This window comes from Andreprevotia sp. IGB-42 (genome assembly GCF_009848685.1).
GTDB lineage: Bacteria > Pseudomonadota > Gammaproteobacteria > Burkholderiales > Chitinibacteraceae > Andreprevotia.
Window position 1 is genome coordinate 138376 of the sequence record NZ_WXTX01000008.1, and the last position, 17120, is coordinate 155495.

A 17120-nucleotide genomic window follows, 5' to 3' on the forward strand; every position below is an offset into this window, starting at 1 on the left:
CGTGGAAATGAAACAGGGGCAGCCTGCCGGGCTGCCCCTGTTTCGTTCTTCACTGTGACGGCTGCCGTTCAGGGTGCCGGGGCAGGTGCTGGCGCAGCTGGCACCGATATTGACGGCGACAGGGACAAGGACAGCGAGTTCGGCCCGGTATCGAAGGTGGATAGCCGCTCGCTCACTTGCTGCAGTGTGCTGCTGTCGTCATCGGCAAACGAGGTCTTGAGCAGGATCACCAGTTCCTGCTTGGTGGAGCTGGTGGCATCGTTGCTGAATAGCGCCCCCAGTAGCGGTACCTGGCCGAGGCCCGGCACCTCGTTGCGGTTGCGTGATGAGGTGCGGCTCATCAGGCCGCCGATGGCGATCACCTGGCCCAGGCTGGCGCGCACCACGCTATCCGTTTCCTTGATCGAGCTCGACGCCAGCGGCAGCGTGAAGGTGCCGGCAGCACCCAGATCGATCTGCTTGTTGACGGTACTGACGTCGCTGACCGATGGATGGATGTGCAGGATCACATGGCCTTCGCCGTCGATGGTGGGCGTGACATCGAGCGCCACGCCGGAAAAGAACGGCTGCGTGGTGAAAGATGGCGAATAGGTGGTGGTGACGCCATTGCTGGTGTTGTTGGTGGTTACGCCGGTCACGAAGAATTCATCACGCCCCACCTTGAGGACGGCCTGCTGGTTGTTGAGCGTGGCGATGCGCGGGCTGGACAATACTTCCACCGATCCCTGGCTGCCCAGAATTTGCAGCATCGCGCTGAAGTCCGTGGTTTGCAACGCCATGGCAAACAGGCCGCTGGCAGTACGGCCCTGTGCACCCGTCAACCCGCCACCCAGCGCCAATGCCTGCGTGGCGTTCACCGTATCTACGCCGGGAAACTTCAGCGCGTTGCCATTCACCCCCACGCCAAAGCCGAACGGGTGGCCGTTGATGGCGCCCAGCGCATTCCAGTTGATGCCGCTCTGGAAACCGTCGCTCAACTGCACTTCGAGGATTTTGGCCTCCAGCACCACCTGCCGGATCATGCTGCCCTGGACGATTCGCATGTAATCCTCCACTGCGCGGATTTCTTCGGGCATCGCGCGGATCAGCAGCACATTGGCATCCGGGTTGACGACCACGCTGCGCCCCTCACCGGGCGGTACCAGCGTGGCCAGCGATGCGGTAAGGCCTTCCCAGAAATTGTTCTTCTTGCTGGTGCGGATGCGCGTGCTGTTGACGATGGTTTCGCTGGCGGTACCGGTGCTGGAATTGGCTGCGTTGTTGTCGGTGATCGAGCCGGAAATCACCCGCACTTCCGATTCGCCATTACGTACCGATGTGGGCACGTTGATCTGGAAAATGCGCGTGCGCAGGCCGGGCGACAGCACCGTCACGCGGTTACCATCGATGCGGTAGTCGTAACCATACAGATCACGCAATGCCTGCATCACCTCGGGTACGCTCACGTTCTTGAGCTGCAGGGTAACGGTACCCTTCAGATCGGGGTGCGCGATCATGTTGTACGGCGTATCGGCCACCATGCCCATCAGTACCTGCTGGATGGGGGCGTTGTTGACCACCAGATCGAAGCGCGGCGAGGCGATTTCGCGTGCTGGTGCCGGGCGTGGCGCGGCTTCCACTACCGGGGCAGGTGGCGGCACAGCAGCGGCGCGGCTGGCTGCGGCCGCAGTGGCTTCTGCCACGGCCTGGCGAATTTCGCTGAGATTGGCTTGCCGGTCCGCGGTGGAAGCGCACCCTGCCAGGCAGAGGGCGGCTAGACTGATGATCTTGTTCATGGCGCGGGTTCCCCGGTTATCGTTGGTCTGGCTCGCGTTGGTTTGCTGGCCGCTGCTGCGGCACGTTTGATCTTTACCGGCGGGGTGATCGCCAGGTATTCGCGCTGGCCGTCACGCTGCAAGGTGACACCGGCCAGGTCGATGGCGGTTACGGTGGCGCCTTCCATGCGGTCACCCACGATCAGCGGGCGGTCGTTGATCCACGCGGTGCGCTGCGTGCCGCGCAGCCTGATAAGCGTCAGCACCAGCGGTGCGCGCTGCATCGCCGCGCTGCTGGCACTGCTGGCGGGGGCTGCTGCGGCCGGCATGCGCATCGGGTCGGTTTCGGCATGCGCTGCCGGCATGCACGGCAGGACCAGCGCGAGCAGTACGAGGCGGGCCAGCCACCGGGGCATCACAGATCCAGCCATTGTTCGTCCTCGCTCAGTGAGGAAAACGTCAGCGTGGCGCGCGCGGGGCCGCGCCCGTCGCTGTCGAGGCGGATTTCCTGCCAGAAGATCGGCCAGTCGCTCTGCTCCAGCGCACGCAGGTAGTTGCGTACCACGAAGTAATCCCCCTGCAGCGTCATTCGCTGGCTGTGCTGCCACAGCGCATTCTGTTCGTTGGCCAGCGGGTCCAGCTTGGCAGGGGGCAGCGTTTCCATGCTGACCAGCGTCAGCTTGGGTTCTGCACTGATCAGGCCCCGCAGCATTTCGGCAGTCTTGTAGGGCGGAATGAACTTCTTGCGCAGCTCGGCAAGCTCCGCAGTGCGCGCGGCGATGTCGCTCTCCATTTTCCGGATGTCGGCTTTCACCAGCCCGCTTTGCATGTCGATCTCCAGGCTGCGCAGGTTGTCGTAATAGATGAGTTCCTCGCTGACCCCACCCAGTGCCTTCTGCAAGCGGGCCCGCTCTTTCTGCACCGGCCGCAGCAACAGGTTGTCGCCCAGCAGCACCAGCACCATCACCGCAACGCCCAGCATCAGCAGCCGCTGGCGCATGGTCTGCGCGTCGATGTAGTAGCTGAGCTTGGCCCATTGCGTGCGCAGGAAGGGCGTCATCACTTCTTCTCCTTGCCAGGGCCGCTATCGACGTTCTGCAGCTCGAAGCGGATGGCATTGCTGCCAGCCACGCTGCCCAGTTGCAAGGCGCCGAATTGCTGGCCGGTGAACACGCGTTGCTGCTTGAGAGCGTCCAGATAGGCTGGGATCAGCGGTGCCGACAGCGCCTGGCCTTCCAGCGACAGTTTGTCGGCCTTGATATCGATGACGGTCAGCCACACGCCGCTGATCTGTGCGCCGGCAAAACCATCCAGATAGGCGGAAAACGATCGGGAGCTCGACTGGAACTTGCTCATGGTCATCTGCCGTTCGAGCAGCGTCTTGTTGACCTCGGCAAGGTGGTTGGCCACTTGCTGGTTTTCCGCCGTTTCACCGGTCTTGCCGCTTTCGGCATTGCGGTTGGCGGCAAGCTTGGCCTTGCTCTCTTCGAGCACCTGCAGTTGCTGCGTCAGCCGGTAGACCTGGTAACGTGCAGTGCCCCACGCCAGCAGGCCCGATACGGTCAGTATCGCCAGTGTCAGGCCGATGAAGTTCGCGCCGAAGATCTTGGTCTTCTTGCGGAACAGCGGATTGAACAGGTTGATCTGCTGGGTCATCGCAAGTCGTCCGTCACGCGCAGTGCCGCGCCAATCAGCGGCAGCAGCGCCATCTGCTGCACCGGATCGGGCAGCTGTTCTTCCAGTCCGTCGATCAGTGTTGCCGGGTGTGCCAGTTCGATGGGCAGGTCCAGCGTGCGCTCCAGCCCGGCGACGAGATCCGCGCTGTCCTCGGCCGATAGGATGGCCAGGTGGCTGAGCGACAGTTCGCTGAAGTGCCGGTCCACATGGTCGAGCGTGCGGACGATTTCGCGCACGGTGCGGTCCACGTAGCTGTCGTGGTCGCTGGCAATGCCATAGCGGCCGCTGCCGGTTTCCAGGTTGCGCCACATGAAGAGTTCGCCGTGGTGAACCACCAGCAACAGGCCCTGGCCGTTGCCGAACCACACCATGCCCACCGCCTGGCCCGGTTTCTCCAGCAATGCCGCCACATTGCGCAGCCCCAGTTCGGGGATATCGATCACGTCCAGCGGGATGCTGGCGTCGCGCAGCACCTTGATGCGGGACTGGATCGCATCGTTGTTGGCAGCCACCACCATCAGCATGGGCGTGCGTACCACCTCGCGGGAAATGGGGATATCGATCACGTCGATGGTGATGTCATCGATATGCCGGTCCAGCATGTCCTTGATGCGCCATTTCACTGCGGTGCGCAATTCATCCGGGGCGGCATTGGGGGTGTCGATTTGCAGCAGCCGGTATTGGCCGGGATCAAGCAGCGTGGTGACTTTATCCTTGCCGGTGCGCAATTGCTGCAGATCTGCGGCATTCAATGTGGAGAAAGCGGTCATCCGCGGCTTTTTGCCCAGCATCGATATGCTGAGCGCCGTGTATTCCTGCATACCGAAGCCGATTGCAGTCCAATTCAGATGGCGGCTGCGGCGCTGTATCAATTTCAGCATTCTGTGCAGTATGGTCATCGTGGCAATCCCTGCGCATGGGCCATCAGTAATTTTCCCTCAGGTAAATCATGGGCTGCCGGCTTGCATACAGGCCGAATGCCGCCCGTGCCCATGGCATCAGGCTGGCATTGAAATTACCCGCGGCCAGAATGCCTTTTAGATAGGAAAACCCGTTGGCAGCAAGGTCTATGGTGATGTCCACGCTGCCTTTCACCGTGCCTGCCGGGCGCAGTAGCGACAACGCCACCTTGCCCTGGATTGCCCGCGCCGGCGCGGTACCGAAATTGATATGCGATGCGCCCATATTGCCGGCATTGAGCCCACCGGTGTAATTGCCAAGGCTGGCTACGCCAATGCCGGATGGCAATACCACCGTGCAATTGTCATCACGGTTTTGCGTAAAGCCGTTATTCCAGCTTTCCAGTATTGCCGGCACCGGCAAATCGAGCTGATCCGAACCCAGTGCATTGGATAATTTCAATCGGCCATAGCGCAATATGGTGCTGCCCAGACTGGCGTGATTGGCGCTGCCACTGCTTTGCGTATCGATATTGAGTGCACTGCTGGCCAGTGCTGTCATGTCACTGTCGCCGGGTGCAGTACCAATATAGCTGTTCAGGTACGGTCCGTCCGGATTTGCTGCCCGGGCAATTTTCAGTGTGGGGCTCACGTTGGCTACGCCGGAAGACCAGTTGACGGTTTGCGCGGTGACGGTCAGCCGGCTGTTCAGCGGCTGCACGCTGCCGCCGGCGATATTGGCTGCTGCCAGCCCCAACGAAGTGGTGCTGACCAGCTTGGCAAAGCCCAGCGTGCTGTCGTAGTTGCGGGTGGTCTGGTTGGCGGCAGCTTGCGCGGTCAGCTGGAACTGTGCGGACAGCGGTTCATCCAGATAGGTAAAGGTGGATGCCGGGCTGCAGCTCAGGTCGGCCCGGTTGGTCAATGTTGGCGTGCCCATGGCAAAGTGGTGCGGCGCAAAGCGGCCCAGATTGGCCGACGGCGTCTGTACCGAGCCATCGCCGCTACCCAGGTCCCCCAGCGTGAAGTAACCCAGGCCGGATGCATTGGCCACGTGCGGCACCAGTTGCATGATGCCCACCTCGTTCCAAACCAGGTCCGTCAATGTGACGGCGCCACCGCTGAAACCGCTGTTGAGGTAATAGCCGCCGAACTGGCTGCTGCCGCTGGCCGGCAGCACCGCAGGGTTGGTGCCGGCTGCCGGCGCTACCAGGGTGGATGTCAGCACCACACCTTGCGCCGGGGTTTCCTTGCCGAAATTGGGTGTGGCCTGGCCGGCGAAGTTTTTCGCCGTCACCGTCATGGTCAGCGCATCGCCAGCGCGGGCGAACAGCGCGGATGAAGGCCCGGTGGGGTTGCTGGGCGGGCTGCTGTTATCGCTGGTGCGCTTGATGTTGCTCAGCGCCAGCGTATAGGGCTTGGTATAGAAGCTGGCGCTGCCGGTGAGGCTCAATCCCAGGTCCGCAGTGGCGACGCTGCCCACATAGCTCGTGTTCAGCCCCACTTGGCCCACATCCGGATAATTGAGCTGGATCTGCGCCTGCCCGCTGGCGTTGAAGGTCAGCAGCACGGGCGTGCCGGGGGAAATGCCCAGCAGCGTATTGGTGGTGGCCGCGCCGTTGGGATTGGCAATCAGCGTAAGCGCCCTGGTGCCGCTGGCCGGGTTGAGATAGCTGCTCCAGAACGACACCGTGCGGGTGACATTGGCCAGGGCCGGTATGCACTGCTTGCTGGCGGGATCGCTGCCCAACGCAGCCACGGTGATGGTGGCGGAGTTGATGCCCGATACCAGATTGGGCAGCACATAAGTGGGCGGGTTGAACACCAGCCCCGAGTTGTAGATCTGTATGGTGCAGGTGCCGTTGCCCCCGGTGGGGCAGGTGGTAGCACCCACTGCAGTGGGATTGGACGACAGCACCGATAAGGTATAGCTACCAGGTATCAGTGGCTGGAATGCATAGGTGCCGGTGCCATTGGAGAGCGTTTGCGACGACGCACTGCCCCAGGCGCTGGCAGGGCCGAGCGTGACCGATACCGAGCCGCTGTAGAGGCTGGTGCACGCGGTATCCATGCACGCCTTGACGGTGATGTTCTGCGGCTGGCAGGTAATGCCGGTGGTGGGCGGGTTCAGCTCGAAGTGATCGATGGTGACGGGCACCACTGCAGGCCTGAGCACCACTTGCTGGGCAACGTTGGCGGTGACGCTGACCGCCAGCGTGGTGACCGCCGGGCAAGTACCGGCAGCGCCCATGACATTGCCGCCGTTGACGATGGTGACACCCAGCACCGGGTTGGTGGTGGTGGACGCGTACGGAAACAGCCCCACGCCGATGGTTAGCCCCAGTGCGCCGGTATTGAAGCCGAACAGGCCCACCTGCATGGCGCCGACCGGGCACGATGCCACCGCGGGCGCAGTGGCCAGCAGCAAGACGCCCCCCTGACCGCTATGGCCAAAGATCGGGGAGCTGGTGCTGACGCCACGGAAGTTGATCATGCTGCCCGCCACCCAGGTGGGGATGGACACGCCAAAGCTGTACGACGCGCTTTCGGTGCCGGTGGCCACGCGGTAGTACAGTGCCTGCGTCATGCCGGCGCCGAGCAGCGTTGCGGTTTCGCTGCGGATCAGTGTCCAGCCCGCTGGCGGCGTAATGGTTTCGCTCGCCTTGGATGCGCTGATCTGCACCAGCAATACATCATTGGCCAGCGTGCCGGCCGGCACCGCTATCGAGAGCGAGGCCGTGGTGCCATTGGCACCGATCGCGGTGGTAGCGGCGACTTCGGTAATGGCCGCCCGCAGCGGATTGGCCACCAGCAGCAACAATGCCAGCAGCATGCACCGCAACAGGTTTCCGCGTGGGCTCATGCGCAGGCCCCCCCGCTGGTGTCGAGGCATTTGGCCACCGTGGCGGAAATCTGCCTTTCCACATAGTTGGGGCTGCGCTGTGCCGGGCCGCAGGTGGCGGTGATGCCCAGATTGCACGCGGTGGCAGTCAGCTGGTACACGGTGATGGTATTGCCGGCCTGGTTATGCGTGCTGCGTGTGCATTGCACATTGATCACGAAGTCGGCCAGCAACCCGCCCACGCTGATGCTGGCGCTGGTGCAGCTATCGCTGGTCAGCGCCTGGAAGGCCGCGTATTCGATGCCGGCCCGTGCCGCCTGGTAGGCGCGGCTACCCTGGAAATCGAGCGTGGCGCTTTGCTGCGATGTGGTCGACAACGTCATCACGAAGGCACCCAGCGCGCTCAGCACTACCAGCAGGAACAAGGCGCTGATCAGCGCAAAGCCGTTACGGCACATTGCTGACATGCACCGCGTTGTAGAGGCTGACCGATTCGCCACCGCGCGTCAGTGTCAGCTGCAGTGTGGCAACGCCATTGCGCTGCGCTGCGCCAACCGGATCCGGATCGTACTGGAAGCTGCAGGCGCTGACGTTGCTGGCCAGCAGCGCTGCAGTCCCTGTTGCCGGCTGCACCAGCGGTTGCGTGGTCTGTATCGTGTAGTTGCGCCACATCCTGAGCGTACCGGTGCCGTTGCCGGCGCTGTCGGCCGCGCCGGGCGTGCACGAAAAGGTCAGCGCGCCGCTGATCACCTGGAAACGTGCACCGGGGGACGACAGCGGGAAGGTTGTTGCATCGAAGGTGATATGGGTTTCGTCGGCCAGCGCACCGGCCGATACCGTGCGGATCAGGCTGCGGTTCTGCCCCGCATACGCATCTTGCGGGCCGAAACCCAGGTTGAAGATCACCAGTTGATCCTGATTGGGCACGATGGCGGTATTGCCGCTGGCGGGCAGGCTGCCCAGGGTATCGAATGCGCTGTCGCCCTCGAAGCGGAGCGGATCACCAGTGCCGGCACTGCTGCTCTGGTCGCGGTACATGCCGCCGTTGCGGGTTTGCAGTATTTCCAGCAGTACGGTGCTGCCGCTGCTGGCAAGGCGGATGCTGTTGGGCAGGGCCAGATGCAGATCGCGGCTGATGCGGCGCATGCTGGCGTCGGCAGTGGCTACCAGCTCTGCGCGCTGCCGGTTCAACAGGTAGGCGCGGATGGGGCCATCCAGAAAGATGGCCACTGTGGCGGAAATGATCGCCAGTATGGTCAGCGCCATGATCATCTCGACCAGCGAAAAACCGTGCTGCAAGCGGGGCAGGGGGCGACGGGGCGTGAGCAGCTTGCGGCTATGCATAATTGAACCGGTAGCCGGTCAGCCGCGTGCTGGCGCCGGCCCCGTCCGTCACCGTGACGGTGATCACCCAGATATTGGCCGGGGTGACCCCGCCGATGGCCGCAGCCGGTGCCTGCACCGTTACCGCCAGCGTATAGGCGCTGAGGCCGGGCAAGGCGGTGCCGTTGAGATCCCTGATGCCGGTGATGGTATAGCCGTTGTACGCGGCCACGTGATCGAACAGGCTGCGGCTAGTGCCGCTGTAGGGCGTGGATGATGCGGCAAATGGCTGCAGCTCGATTTCTTCCAGTAGCGACTCGGCAATCATCAACGCCTGCTTGCGCAGCATCGGGTCGCCGCTGGCGCGGACTGCCACTGCATAAACCTGTGTGACGCCGGCCACCGCGATGCCGACGATCAGGATGAAGAAAATCAGCTCGAACAGGGTGAAGCCGCGCTGCCGGAGGCAGGACGGGCGAACCGGCAGACAGGGCGCGTTCGCCCGGGTACTGGCTGGATAAATCTGGAAGCCGGGTGCGGCAGCGCGGGTCTCCCCGCTGGTCAGCGGGGTGGATTGCGCAGGGCGGCTGGCTGTATCAGTGCACATAGCCGGTATCCGCTTCGATGGTGATGATCTGCCCCACGTCGCCCACCAGGCTGAGCGTCATGGGGCTGGCCAGCGTCGCGGCGCCCAGCGCATCGAAGGCAAAGTTGCCGCTGCCGGCGATGCTCACGCTGCCGGGCGCACTGACGATATACGGGCTTTTGCCATCCGCTCCGGTCGCTGGCAACGTGCACGCCGCATCCAGGCAAAAACGCACCTGGTTGCCACTTACCTGCACGTAGACGGGCGCGCGCTGGGCAATGGCAGTTTCACGCGCAAAGCGCAGGCTGGCTATCAACTGATCGGCAAAGCCACGCACGGTGAACTGCTGCGTGTTGAACATGCGGGGTGCCAGCATGGCCAGCAAGATGGCCATGACCGACATCACGATGATCAACTCCACCAGCGTGAAGCCCCCATGCCGCAGCGGGCGGCATGGTACAGGCGCTGGCAGTGTGCGGGCTGCCGATATCATGCCGGCTCACTGTATGACCGTCAGCACCACACTGCCGTTGTTGCCGTTGGCGGTGACTGTGCAAGTGAATTGCGAGCCCACCGTGGTCGGAATCGTGGCAGGAGGGGTCATCACGTAGCCGGCAGGTTGCGTCGCTGCGCCAGTGCCGATCAGCTTCCACGCATCGTCACAATTGGCCACTGCCACGCCGCGCCGTGATGCCACGGCCACGCCATTGGCAACGTCGATGCTGCGTGCACCATAGTTGATGGTATTGCCGGAGTTGATGGCGGCTACCGTACCGGCCAGCGACGATTTGTTGGCATCGCCGGACAGATCGAAAAACCGCGGCAGCGCCACGGCGGCCAGGATGCCCAGAATCACGATCACCATTACCAGTTCCAGCAAGGTGAAACCAACTTGTCGCCTGTCCATTTCTGCTTCCCCTGTTCAGAAAAATGCCCTAGCGCTCCGGTATTTGCTTACCCGTATATGACGCTAATTTTATTGATAATGGAATTGCCGGGAAAAAGCTACCGATGCGAACCATTTTGTCGGTAGCTGCCCGGCTCTTTTGAAGGGGCGGTTTCCGCCGCTTACTGACCGCCATGCATGGCTACCTTGCCCAGATCCCAGATCGGCAGGAACACCCCCAGCGCCAGCACCAGCACCACCCCGGCCAGCATCATGATCATCAAGGGCTCGATGCGCGCCCCCAGCGTGGCCACGCCATAGTCCACCTCGCGCTCGTACATGTCGGCAATCTCGGCCAGCAGCTCGTCCAGTTCGCCGGTTTCCTCGCCGATGGCGATCATCTGCAGCACCGCAGGGGTGAATACCCCGGCGGTGGTGGCCGCTTGGGTGACGCTCTCTGCGCGCTCTATGCCCAGGCGCATCTGGTCGATGCGCAGCGCGATGTAGTCGTTGTCCACCACGCGGCTGACAACGCCCACGCCCTGCAACACCGGCACCCCGCTTTTCATGGTGATGGCAAGGCCCCGCGCAAAGCGCGACATGGTGGCCTTGTGCACGATCTCGCCCACCACCGGCAGCCGGAGCTTGAGCTTGTGCCAGCGGTAGCGGCCACCCTGTGTTTTCAGGTAGTAACCGATGCCCAATACCAGCGCGACGAAGGCAATGCCGATGGCGGCACCGTATTCGACGGTAAAGTCCGAGATGCCGATCAGTACCTTGGTCAGCAGCGGCAACTCGGCATTGAAGCCCTTGTAGACCTTGGCAAAGGCCGGGATCACGAATACGTTGATGGTGGCAATGGCGATCATCACGCCCACCAGCACGAAGCTGGGGTAACGCAGCGCGGAGGAAATCTGCCGGCGCGTGCTGTGCTCGAACTCCAGGTAGCGGAACAGCCGCAGGAAAATTTCATCCAGCCGTCCGGTGAGCTCCCCTACCTGAATCAGGCTGACAAAAAACACCGAAAACACGTCTGGCCGCTGGCGCATGGCCTGCGAGAGCTCACGCCCTTCATCCAGGCCGTTGCGCAACGCCTGGATCACCTTGGCCAGTGCCGGGTTGGCGCTGGACTGCTGCAGTGCGGCCAGCGAGCGCATGATGGGAATGCCGGCCTTGAGCATGGCGTGCATCTGGCGGGTGAACAGCAGCATGTCTTCAGTGCTGATGCGCTCCAGCCGCAACAGCGCGCGTAGCGTGTTGCCATTCTGCTCGCTGCGGTCTTCCTCGATCATCACCGGCACGATGCCGTTGTTGATCAGTTGCGTGGCAAGGCTGGTTTCGCTGCGCGCCTGCTGTTTGCCGGTGACGAGCTCGCCGCGCAGGTTGCGCCCGCGGTATTTGTAGGTGAGCACCGGCTTATTCCTCCAGCAGGTTGTTGAGGCGGATCACTTCCTGCACCGTGGTGCGGCCCGTTTCCATCAGCCGCACCGCCTGATCGAACAGGCTGGTGCCGCGGATCTGCTGCTGCGCTTCGTTGATGAAGGGCTGTGTTTGCCCCTGGCTGATCAGCGCTGCCAGCGTGCTGTTCATTTCCAGCATCTCGTAGATGCCCACGCGGCCCGAGTAACCGGTGTTATGGCAATGGCTGCAGCCGGCACCATGCTTCAGTTGCAACTGCGCTACGGCATCGCCCAGCGTCTGCTTCAGCCATTCCTGCTCTACCGGCGTGGGCTTGGCGCGCTCCTTGCAGTGATCGCAGATCAGTTTTACCAGCCGCTGCGCGATCACCGCTTGCAGCGATACGCCCACCAGGTAGGGCGGAATGCCCATGTCGATCAACCGTACCGGCGTGCTGGCCGCATTGCGGGTGTGCAGCGTGGTCAGCACCATGTGGCCGGTCATGGCGGCGCGCATGCCCACTTGCGCGGTTTCCTGGTCGCGCATTTCGCCCACCAGGATCACGTCCGGGTCTTGCCGCAGTACCGAGCGCAGCACGCGCGCAAAGCTGAGCTCGATCTTGTCATTGACCTGGATCTGCGTGATGTCGGGCAGCCGGTATTCGATCGGGTCTTCCACGGTGACGATCTTGCTGCGCACGTCGTTGATCTCGCTCACCGCTGCGTACAGCGTGCTGGTCTTGCCACTGCCGGTGGGGCCGGTGACCACCAGCATGCCGCTGCTGCGCCCCAGCAGCGTGCGCAGCTTGCGCAGGATGGCTTCGGGCATGCCCAGCTTGTCCAGCCGCAGCGCATGGCCGGCCTGGCTGAGCAGCCGCATTACCACCGATTCGCCATAGGGCGTGGGCATGGTGGAAATCCGCACATCCAGCGGCCCCTGCTTGACCTCGATCTGGAAGCGCCCGTCTTGCGGCAGGCGGCGCTCGGAGATATCCAGCCCGGCAATCAATTTCAGCCGCTGTGCCAGCGCGGCGGCAATGCGGATATCGCCAACGGTTTGCAGCTGCAGCTCGCCATTGATGCGGAAGCGGATGTTGATGCTGCTTTCCTGCGGCTCGATATGCACGTCCGATGCCTGCACCTGGCTGGCATCTTCAAACAGCGACTGCACCAGCCGTGCCACCGGCGCATCTTCCTGCGTGCGCGCCAGTTCCACCACCGGCGTCGCCGCGTCGACATCGCCCAGATCCTGCTCCAGCGCGCGTGCATGGCCGCTGATTTCCTCGGTGCGCCGGTACACATGATCCAGCGCGGGGATCAGCTCGTTTTCCATCACGATGGCAACGGAGATTTCCTGCTTGAGTGTGCTGGAGATTTCATCATAAAGATAAATATCGCTGGGGTCGCACATGCCCACCAGCAGGTGATCAGAGCGCTCTTCCAGCAACAGCGCCCGTGCGCGGCGCGCCAGCGCTTCGGGCAGCCGGCGGGACAAAGACGGGTTCAGATCATAGTGGGCCAGGCTGATGAAGGGGATGTTCAGCTGCACTGCCATGGCCTGGCAGATGTCCTGCTCGCTGGCATAGCCATTCTCGATCAGCACCTTGCCCAGCCGGCGGCCGGTGGCATGCTGCTCGTCCAGCACCTGCTTGAGCTGATCCTGCGAAATCACCCGATGCTGGATCAACACCTCACCCAGCCTTAGCTTGCCGTGCTTGGCCACGCTCACCCCCCTTGTGCTTGCCGGGTAGCACGGCACCACTGCAGTGCCTATGACCACCCTCTATCAACTTACAAGAAAATAACCAAAATGGAATTGGTTTCTTCATCCGGTTGATATGACGGGTAATTTTTCTTGTTGCAGGAATGAGGGTGTCGCCGCTGTCTGTTGCGCTACATCGCGTGCAGCCACTGGCGCATTTTCAAGCCGGTCTGCGCGGCTGTGCAGAGCGGCGGTCTGGCGCGCGGTTTTTTGCCATACCTGGCATCCCAACCGGAACGATGCAGTTTTGGCGAAGGCTGAACGCATCGATGAACAGGTTGATTGGGCAACCCGAGGCCGGGAATTCCGAGACGGGAATGGGCCGAATCCGGCGTAGGCCGCCGCTGACCGGACAGGCGATGGAGGCGAACACAAGGCCATCCCAGAGTAGATGCACCGTGTCCTGGCGCTGTTTTGCCTGGCCACTCAGGCGAATGTGCGCTGCATCACAAACGGAAAAATACCGGCTTCCGCAGCGTTGATCCTGCGTGATGCATCACCAAGTGACAGGAGACGGCGATGAAAACAGCACCGCATCCGTGCGGATATCAACCCGGGGGTGTTGCTTGCCGCCTGCATTCCCACTTGGAAAGGAGAGGGTAATGAACATGCCAGATCGTTTCCGGCCCACGGCCGGTCATCCGCAGTGCGGCATGGCTGACCTTGCCAGCCGTTGCCAGATGCCGCAGATGGCAATTCTTTGTAAGTTAGTGGCGAGCCGTCACTATACGAACCACTTATATACACGTCAACATTAGGTAATGAGTGACATGTATCGCAGTCAATTCCGTTTGCCATGGGCGTTGTACGAAACGCTGAAAGCCGCCGCCGACAAGGAAAACCGGTCGTTGAACCGGGAGGTGGTGGTGCGCCTGCAGGAAAGCTTCCAGCCCGGGGCGTTCGATACGCTGGTGCGTATCGAAGAAACCCAGCGCCACCAGACCGAGGCCCTGGTGGCCGTGATTTCTTACCTGCTGGAAGTGGATGGTGTATCGCTGGCTATCGTGCGGAAGAAGCTGCTCGATAGCTTGCCTCATGCCACACCCTTTCCACCGGTGCCTTGATGGGTGACCGGGTGACGCGTACCTGTTTCTCTTGCTGCGACAGGACAGTTCGCCCGGAAGCCTCTTTGCGCCTTGATCGGCGTGACGGTGTACTCGCGCAAACGGTTGGGCGCATGCGGGTTACGGCGCAATCGATCAAGTAGAGTATGTCCAAGCGTGCTGTTGGCAAGCCTGCAAAGCAGGTGCTGATCAATGCAGAGCGGGTAAGGCTGCCCACAACAGAAAACCCCGCCAGTCATCGCATTGCGGGGTTTTCATTTCTGGCTGGACGCGGTGTTTGACCTGCGTCGATGACAAGAATCGGGCTCCGACAGGCATGGCGCACTGTCAACCGGCTCGGCTGCGTACACTCGCCATGTTGGCAAAAATGTTGTCGACAACCAGACGCCGGTCTTTGACGCCGAAGTAAGAGTGGCCCACTCCAATCAGTTCGTGATTGCCCGGGTGGTGAGCCTTGTCGGATGCGGAAAGGCTGGCTTCCGCGACCAGACCTTCGCTCCACTTCCCGGCCGCACCAACCGTATCGGTGAAGCACCTCTGAACGGCCGCATCAATGTCTTCAATATCGAGCATCATTACCATTCGACCGACAGCCAGCGCATACCCATAGAGCAGCATGCCGAGCACTGCGACGTCCAGCGTTTCGTTCGTCCAGCGTTTGTCGTCAACTACAGCTTGTGATAGCCCGCTCACCTGTGAAGCGAGTTCGTTCTGATTCATTGCTGGCCCCCGGCGCCTGACAGCTTAATAGACTGATGCCTTTGCCAGTCTAGCCACAGTCGTGCAGCCAGTAAAAAATCATTTGTATTCAACTGAAACAACCGAAGCCCTGACTTGCGTCACGGCCACGGATACAAATTGTTGGCGATGGATGGGGCATCATCCGTCGCTTTTGGGCGAAGTACGCACCGAGCCCAAGGAAAAGCCGATCACCTCATCAATGCGGCCGCGCCACAGCAGGCCCGCATCGGGAATCGCGCCGGCATTGTCAACGAAGCGTGCGTTCTTCAAATGGATGAACGCGTGGCGCGTCATGCCGGCCTGATCAGTGTTGTTTTCCGTGGGGCCATAAACCGTTTCGCCGTGGCCGGCGAAGTGGCTCGCCAGCTGTGCGCCGATCTGGTTGCCGTCAGCAGCAGGCGCAGTCGCAAACATGTCACCGATAGCAGCGAAATACTCCTTGCCGCTGATCAGATCACCACTGACCAGACCGCCGCCCAGCGTAAGCGTTACCGGCACCCGCAGCGCCGTGGTGTTGACCATGCGCACGATGGTTTGCAGGAACCAGTCGCCGTTCTGTGATGCGGCATGCGTAACGTCATCCAGTGGCGGTGTGCCGGGTTTGATCTGGGTCATGGTCGGTGGCTCCTTCAATGCGGATGAACCAAGGATGGTCGTCGATTGCCAGGAAGTCATCGGTCGCATTACCAAAGCTGCCAAGTACACTGCACTCTTTGGCAATGACCGTTGGATATCTCCTGGAGTTCATCTTTATCCAGCATGATTTGCCGGAATGCGCTGGCATCGGGGCCGCTGAGCCCGCCTTCATTTCAATCGGCAATGCGCGCCGGATCTACCGCGCGCGGGGCTACTGGCGCTGTGGAATGGCAACTGCGTAGACCTGAGTGCAAGGGATGCAACTGCAAAGGATTGTTCCGATGCTATGACGTTGCGCCAGTCGGTATCGGGTAAGAGGCGCGATTGCGCGCGGCTTGGGTATATCGGGGCAGATCTTCGATTCGGTATACCTAAGCGTGTACCTAAAATCGCTGACTGCCCATGGACAATAACGGACTACGGCGGACGTGAAAAACCCCGCAAGCCTAAGCTTTGCGGGGTTTTCTGGGCTTCCTTGAACTTGTTCAGGAAGCCTGATTGGTGCCCAGGGTCGGACTCGAACCGACACGTATTTCTACGGGGGATTTTGAATCCCCTGCGTCTACCGATTTCGCCACCCGGGCGGTAGAGGGCGGATTATGCGGCACCACCGTGCTGATGACAAGTGTCAGTCATCCTGCGCGGCGTTTTTCAGGGTCAGTGCGCGTTCGTACAGCGCATTGCGCGGTGCGCCGGTGATCGCTTGGGCCAGCGCTACGGCCTGCTTGACCGGCAGCTCGGCCACCAGCGGGGCCAGTACCTTGTCGTGCTCGTCGGCTTCGTCCAGCGGGGCGGGCGGGGCGGCGTCCAGCACCAGCACGAATTCGCCGCGTTGCTGGTTGCTGTCTGCTGCGACGAAGGCGACGATTTCATCCAGCGTGCCACGGCGGATGGTTTCAAAGGTTTTGGTCAGCTCGCGTGCCAGCGCAATCTGCCGGGTGGCGCCGAATACATCACGGATATCGGCCAGGCATTCCACGATGCGGTGTGGCGCTTCGTAGATCACCACCAGGTAGGGCAGCACGGCGAGTTCGGCCAGCGCATCGCGGCGCTGCTTGGTCTTGGGGGGCAGAAAGCCGTAGAACAGCGAATGCGCACAGACAAAGCCGCTGGCAGACAGCGCGGTAGTCAATGCGGATGCGCCGGGCACCGGCACCACGGTGATGCCGGCGGCGTGCGCGGCGGCGGCCAGCTGTGCGCCGGGATCCGAAATGCCGGGGGTGCCGGCGTCCGATACTTGGGCGATGATTTCGCCGGCCTGCAGCCGTGCCACCAGTTTTTCCGCCATCGCATGTTCGTTGTGCTCGCGCAGGCTGACCATGGGTTTGCTGATGCCGAAGTGCTTGAGCAGCAAGCCGGTAACGCGGGTATCTTCGGCGGCGATGACGTCGGCTGCAGCCAGGATATCCAGCGCGCGCGGCGTGAGGTCCCTTAGATTACCGATGGGGGTGGCCACCACATATAATGTGGACTTGGCAGGGATATAAGGGTCGGTATGCATATTCGGATTCCACGGGGCTGGCGGGCGCTACTATACGGCGCTGCGCTCACCTTCG

The 17120-nt window shown here is 62.0% G+C and carries 17 protein-coding genes and 1 tRNA gene; 1 reads left to right on the forward strand and 17 read right to left on the reverse strand.

What is annotated here, in order from left to right; all coding sequences use genetic code 11:
• Positions 1–68: 68 nt before the first annotated feature.
• The 13 genes from mshL to IGB42_RS13730 form a co-directional block, all read right to left on the reverse strand.
• The gene (gene mshL / locus IGB42_RS13670) at positions 69–1775 is read right to left on the reverse strand and encodes a pilus (MSHA type) biogenesis protein MshL (protein WP_159672523.1); all 1707 of its coding nucleotides are present in this window, start codon (positions 1773–1775) and stop codon (positions 69–71) included.
• Positions 1772–2170, reverse strand: a complete 399-nt coding sequence (locus IGB42_RS13675) for a hypothetical protein (protein WP_159672525.1) — start codon at positions 2168–2170, stop codon at positions 1772–1774. The genes mshL and IGB42_RS13675 overlap by 4 nt, the downstream gene beginning before the upstream one ends.
• Positions 2170–2814: a hypothetical protein gene (locus IGB42_RS13680; protein WP_159672527.1), complete on the reverse strand. Its 645-nt coding sequence runs from the start codon at positions 2812–2814 to the stop codon at positions 2170–2172. Before IGB42_RS13680 ends, IGB42_RS13675 begins: the two co-directional genes overlap by 1 nt.
• A complete protein-coding gene (locus tag IGB42_RS13685; RefSeq protein WP_159672529.1) occupies positions 2814–3410 on the reverse strand; it encodes a PilN domain-containing protein in 597 nt (198 codons plus the stop codon). The genes IGB42_RS13680 and IGB42_RS13685 overlap by 1 nt, the downstream gene beginning before the upstream one ends.
• Entirely contained in the window at positions 3407–4201 is a 795-nt protein-coding gene (locus IGB42_RS13690; protein WP_159672531.1) for a hypothetical protein, read from the reverse strand. The genes IGB42_RS13685 and IGB42_RS13690 overlap by 4 nt, the downstream gene beginning before the upstream one ends.
• 154 nt (positions 4202–4355) lie before the next feature.
• Positions 4356–7190 (reverse strand): DUF6701 domain-containing protein, encoded by a 2835-nt coding sequence (locus IGB42_RS13695; protein ID WP_159672533.1) that lies wholly within the window; start codon positions 7188–7190, stop codon positions 4356–4358.
• Positions 7187–7627, reverse strand: coding sequence for a PilX N-terminal domain-containing pilus assembly protein (locus IGB42_RS13700; protein ID WP_159672535.1), 441 nt, complete (start codon positions 7625–7627; stop codon positions 7187–7189). The genes IGB42_RS13695 and IGB42_RS13700 overlap by 4 nt, the downstream gene beginning before the upstream one ends.
• Positions 7617–8513: a type II secretion system protein J gene (locus IGB42_RS13705; RefSeq protein ID WP_159672537.1), complete on the reverse strand. Its 897-nt coding sequence runs from the start codon at positions 8511–8513 to the stop codon at positions 7617–7619. The genes IGB42_RS13700 and IGB42_RS13705 overlap by 11 nt, the downstream gene beginning before the upstream one ends.
• Positions 8506–9099 carry a prepilin-type N-terminal cleavage/methylation domain-containing protein gene (locus IGB42_RS13710; protein WP_159672539.1) on the reverse strand — a complete coding sequence of 198 codons (594 nt, stop codon included), beginning with the start codon at positions 9097–9099 and terminating at the stop codon, positions 8506–8508. The genes IGB42_RS13705 and IGB42_RS13710 overlap by 8 nt, the downstream gene beginning before the upstream one ends.
• Complete coding sequence (locus IGB42_RS13715) at positions 9089–9571, reverse strand: GspH/FimT family pseudopilin (RefSeq protein ID WP_159672541.1); 483 nt, start codon at positions 9569–9571, stop codon at positions 9089–9091. Before IGB42_RS13715 ends, IGB42_RS13710 begins: the two co-directional genes overlap by 11 nt.
• Positions 9572–9577: 6 nt before the next feature.
• Entirely contained in the window at positions 9578–9985 is a 408-nt protein-coding gene (locus IGB42_RS22555; protein WP_159672543.1) for a prepilin-type N-terminal cleavage/methylation domain-containing protein, read from the reverse strand.
• A 161-nt stretch (positions 9986–10146) separates the two neighbouring features.
• Positions 10147–11376 carry a type II secretion system F family protein gene (locus IGB42_RS13725; RefSeq protein ID WP_159672545.1) on the reverse strand — a complete coding sequence of 410 codons (1230 nt, stop codon included), beginning with the start codon at positions 11374–11376 and terminating at the stop codon, positions 10147–10149.
• A gap of 4 nt (positions 11377–11380) precedes the next feature.
• Positions 11381–13090 (reverse strand): GspE/PulE family protein, encoded by a 1710-nt coding sequence (locus IGB42_RS13730; protein ID WP_236822584.1) that lies wholly within the window; start codon positions 13088–13090, stop codon positions 11381–11383.
• An 803-nt stretch (positions 13091–13893) separates the two neighbouring features.
• On the opposite strand from IGB42_RS13730, the gene IGB42_RS13735 reads away from it, so the two are divergent.
• Positions 13894–14187: an Arc family DNA-binding protein gene (locus IGB42_RS13735; protein ID WP_201799938.1), complete on the forward strand. Its 294-nt coding sequence runs from the start codon at positions 13894–13896 to the stop codon at positions 14185–14187.
• A 327-nt stretch (positions 14188–14514) separates the two neighbouring features.
• Here the strand turns inward: IGB42_RS13735 and IGB42_RS13740 are convergent, their stop codons facing one another.
• The 4 genes from IGB42_RS13740 to rsmI all read right to left on the reverse strand — a co-directional run bounded on the left by IGB42_RS13740 (position 14515) and on the right by rsmI (position 17065).
• The gene (locus IGB42_RS13740) at positions 14515–14907 is read right to left on the reverse strand and encodes a hypothetical protein (protein ID WP_159672549.1); all 393 of its coding nucleotides are present in this window, start codon (positions 14905–14907) and stop codon (positions 14515–14517) included.
• Between the two features lie 159 nt (positions 14908–15066).
• The gene (gene gvpU, locus IGB42_RS13745) at positions 15067–15543 is read right to left on the reverse strand and encodes a gas vesicle accessory protein GvpU (RefSeq protein ID WP_159672551.1); all 477 of its coding nucleotides are present in this window, start codon (positions 15541–15543) and stop codon (positions 15067–15069) included.
• 520 nt (positions 15544–16063) lie between these two features.
• Positions 16064–16148 (reverse strand) — tRNA-Leu (locus IGB42_RS13750).
• Between the two features lie 44 nt (positions 16149–16192).
• Positions 16193–17065 carry a 16S rRNA (cytidine(1402)-2'-O)-methyltransferase gene (gene rsmI, locus IGB42_RS13755; protein ID WP_159672553.1) on the reverse strand — a complete coding sequence of 291 codons (873 nt, stop codon included), beginning with the start codon at positions 17063–17065 and terminating at the stop codon, positions 16193–16195.
• Between the last annotated feature and the right edge of the window lie 55 nt (positions 17066–17120).

Bases quoted from the DNA above. Each gene is read 5' to 3' on its own strand.
- IGB42_RS13695 (WP_159672533.1), bottom strand. From the start codon at position 7,190: ATGAGCCCACGCGGAAACCTGTTGCGGTGCATGCTGCTGGCATTGTTG.
- IGB42_RS13685 (WP_159672529.1), bottom strand. From the start codon at position 3,410: ATGACCCAGCAGATCAACCTGTTCAATCCGCTGTTCCGCAAGAAGACC.
- rsmI (WP_159672553.1), bottom strand. From the start codon at position 17,065: ATGCATACCGACCCTTATATCCCTGCCAAGTCCACATTATATGTGGTG.
- IGB42_RS13680 (WP_159672527.1), bottom strand. From the start codon at position 2,814: ATGACGCCCTTCCTGCGCACGCAATGGGCCAAGCTCAGCTACTACATC.
- IGB42_RS13690 (WP_159672531.1), bottom strand. From the start codon at position 4,201: ATGACCGCTTTCTCCACATTGAATGCCGCAGATCTGCAGCAATTGCGC.
- IGB42_RS13710 (WP_159672539.1), bottom strand. From the start codon at position 9,099: ATGTGCACTGATACAGCCAGCCGCCCTGCGCAATCCACCCCGCTGACC.
- IGB42_RS13740 (WP_159672549.1), bottom strand. From the start codon at position 14,907: ATGAATCAGAACGAACTCGCTTCACAGGTGAGCGGGCTATCACAAGCT.
- mshL (WP_159672523.1), bottom strand. From the start codon at position 1,775: ATGAACAAGATCATCAGTCTAGCCGCCCTCTGCCTGGCAGGGTGCGCT.
- IGB42_RS13705 (WP_159672537.1), bottom strand. From the start codon at position 8,513: ATGCATAGCCGCAAGCTGCTCACGCCCCGTCGCCCCCTGCCCCGCTTG.
- IGB42_RS13735 (WP_201799938.1), top strand. From the start codon at position 13,894: ATGTATCGCAGTCAATTCCGTTTGCCATGGGCGTTGTACGAAACGCTG.
- gvpU (WP_159672551.1), bottom strand. From the start codon at position 15,543: ATGACCCAGATCAAACCCGGCACACCGCCACTGGATGACGTTACGCAT.
- IGB42_RS13700 (WP_159672535.1), bottom strand. From the start codon at position 7,627: ATGTGCCGTAACGGCTTTGCGCTGATCAGCGCCTTGTTCCTGCTGGTA.
- IGB42_RS13715 (WP_159672541.1), bottom strand. From the start codon at position 9,571: ATGATATCGGCAGCCCGCACACTGCCAGCGCCTGTACCATGCCGCCCG.
- IGB42_RS22555 (WP_159672543.1), bottom strand. From the start codon at position 9,985: ATGGACAGGCGACAAGTTGGTTTCACCTTGCTGGAACTGGTAATGGTG.
- IGB42_RS13675 (WP_159672525.1), bottom strand. From the start codon at position 2,170: ATGCCCCGGTGGCTGGCCCGCCTCGTACTGCTCGCGCTGGTCCTGCCG.